Below are 2,605 nucleotides of genomic sequence, written 5' to 3' on the forward strand. Positions count from 1 at the left end.
GTGTACCTGGAAAGCGTAGTACTGACGGGTGCGGACAGCGTCGCACCGGGCGCGGGCCAGGACCATCATTGAAGAGACTTGCAGGAAAAATCAGACGGCGTATCAATTCGCCACGGAAAGCGAGCATGCTGCACCGCCGAGAAAGTCGCAACTATCCGATCACTGAGGCGGGTTCACTCAGCGAGGATCAAAAGAATTGACGCGCAACTGCTGTTGAAGATGGATGTGGCGGAACTGATAGATGGCACCGACCTGCCTGAGCACGCCGCGCTTCTCGTGTGCGTCCCGCAGGAAGGCAAGGAGGTCCCTAGGAAGTAGGCCCCGAAAGGCGTAGTAGTGGCGCACGAGAAACCACGGCGCGGACGCAGTTCTGTGCAGAGCGATGGCGGCAGTGAATGGCATACTCACACTCAGACCGAGCCCCGAGATGGCTACAATTTCGAAAGGGTGCACCGGAGTGAAGTTCGACCAGCTGCTTGGATCGACCCAATTGATCAATATGATGACAGCGAATACCAATGGGCCGCCGAGCAGGCCAAGGAACGCCATTCGCACGCTCAAGGCAACAAGGGACCTGCGATCCTCACTGAGCACATGGAGAGGCGAAGTTTTCCTCGTGATATCCATGGGGGCCACTTGCCACCCTGTTAGCATACTCGCCAGAAATACCGAAACAAGGAAACCGGCCATCCTGTCAGGCAGATCGAAAGCAATAGAAGCAATGAAGATTCCTCCTCCGCATCCGACAAGAGCCGTTCGACGGAGGGAAGAGCGGGTTGGCCGCCAGCGCAACTTGACTGCCGGAACCTCACGTCCCGCAACTTGAAGTAGTAGAACAAATACCAAAGAGAGAATCACGGAGGCAAGAAAACCTGCCCCCATCTGATCGAGCGACACTTCCATGAAGTCGTTCCATTCATAGCCGTACACCGGGCCGTACAATTGGTAATCTTTGATGCCCTCAATCAATAGAATGCAACCGAAGCAGAGGAAGGTAAGCACTGTAAGGGCGATCACTTTAAGGAAAACCATAATGCCTCGGGACGGTCCTGACGCTAGCTCCCACCAGGCAATTTCCGTTCCACTGCCGCGCCGCTCAAGTTGACCGGCAAGTATGGCAAGATACCGCTGCGCCTGCTCAGCACTCCAAGGGCAGGGAGATTGCGGATGAGGCCGATAGGCCGCTGGCACGTAGGACCGGAACAAATGAATATGCACAGCACTTGCATCGGGGAAACGACTCTCATCGCATATCTCACCCGGATCCGGCAACCCATCGCACCCCTCACCGGGCCGTGGATTATAAATCGTCCGCGCGAGGAACAGGGCAAGAGGCGTTTTCAACGCAGCAGCAGCAGGCGAATTCGCACCGAGACGGGTCAATACGGGCGCCCATCTACCAGTCGCCGAACTGTGGGCGCCACCGGCATCACGGATCAGGTAGGCACTGCTCGTAGCGGTATCTAGCGGTTCCAGGACGATCGCTGCGGCGCCGTTCAAGCGCACCGGCACTCCGTCATCCGGCTCCAGCGCACTGAGATACTCAGCCGTCCGGCTGGCGAGCACGAAAGGCCGCTCGACGGGCAGCGCCTGGTTGAGGGCATCCAGTCCGACAGCCTGTGCATGCGGGGCCATTTCGTCGAAGCCGTCTAGTAGTGGTAGGACAAGTCGGTGGTCCAGCAGCGCGCGAGCTCCTGTGACGCCGCCGTGCCGCGCGGCAAGCGCCGGGTGGTGGATACACAGTTGCCTCTCCAGCCACCGACCGAGCTCTTCGGTCGCAGGGTTCCAGGAAGAGAGGGAGAACAGGACGGGAACGGGATCCCCGCCCCTTCGCTCCGCGCAGAGATCGAGCAGAAGGCGCACGAGGAGCATGCTCTTTCCGGAACCGGGCTCGCCTAGAAGAATCAGTCGCCGGAACGGCAATCGGTCGCGGAACAGCGTTCCGATCTCTTCGTACTGTCCTGCCAAACCCTCAGTACCCCCCGTGAGCCGGGCCCCCGGGCGAGCGGCCATGGCGTTCCACGGCTCGGCCAGTTCTGCCGGCGCGGTATGCCAGGCAACAGGCAGGGGGTAGGGGTCGTTCAGCCGGCGCAGCCGCAATTCGGTCTCCCACTCGGCCTGCACCGATACGGCAAAGGTATCCGCAAGTGTCGTGACTTCGCCCATGCTGCTCTGCTGATCGACTCGATAGCTGAGCCAGGCCACCAGGAGCGACACGACACTAACCAGCAACCCGGCTACGGCGGCTCCGAATCCGAGGACTCCTGCCTGGTCGCCGACGTCGAGGTGCCCACTGCGGAGCGCTTCTGCCGTCCATAGCAGTCCCCAGACGATCGGAACCCCTACAGCTGCGCCAGCCCCCCATAAAGCCGCGCGAACACGACGATGCCCTCTGGTGCCCATGCCGACACAATATCTATCCCCCACCTTCCCGTGTCCCATCCAATAAATGGGACACAGCCGTGGAGGTTGCGCCAGTCCCGACTTGAGTGTCCGTCGAGCCGGGAGTCTCGATCGGGTGGTGGCGATCGGCGCCGAGCCTCTTGGCAGCTCAGAGGGCTTCTATCCCAGCGAGGGGTCTAACGACCTCGTTCATCATTGGCAG

Annotated in this window: 1 protein-coding gene; it reads right to left on the reverse strand. The window is 60.4% G+C overall.

What is annotated here, in order from left to right:
• Positions 1-177: 177 nt before the first annotated feature.
• Entirely contained in the window at positions 178-2,217 is a 2,040-nt protein-coding gene (locus ABD339_RS33375) for an NACHT domain-containing protein (protein WP_344570930.1), read from the reverse strand.
• Between the last annotated feature and the right edge of the window lie 388 nt (positions 2,218-2,605).

It is taken from the genome of Streptomyces axinellae, from assembly GCF_039532135.1.
GTDB classification, from domain to species: Bacteria; Actinomycetota; Actinomycetes; order Streptomycetales; family Streptomycetaceae; genus Streptomyces; species Streptomyces axinellae.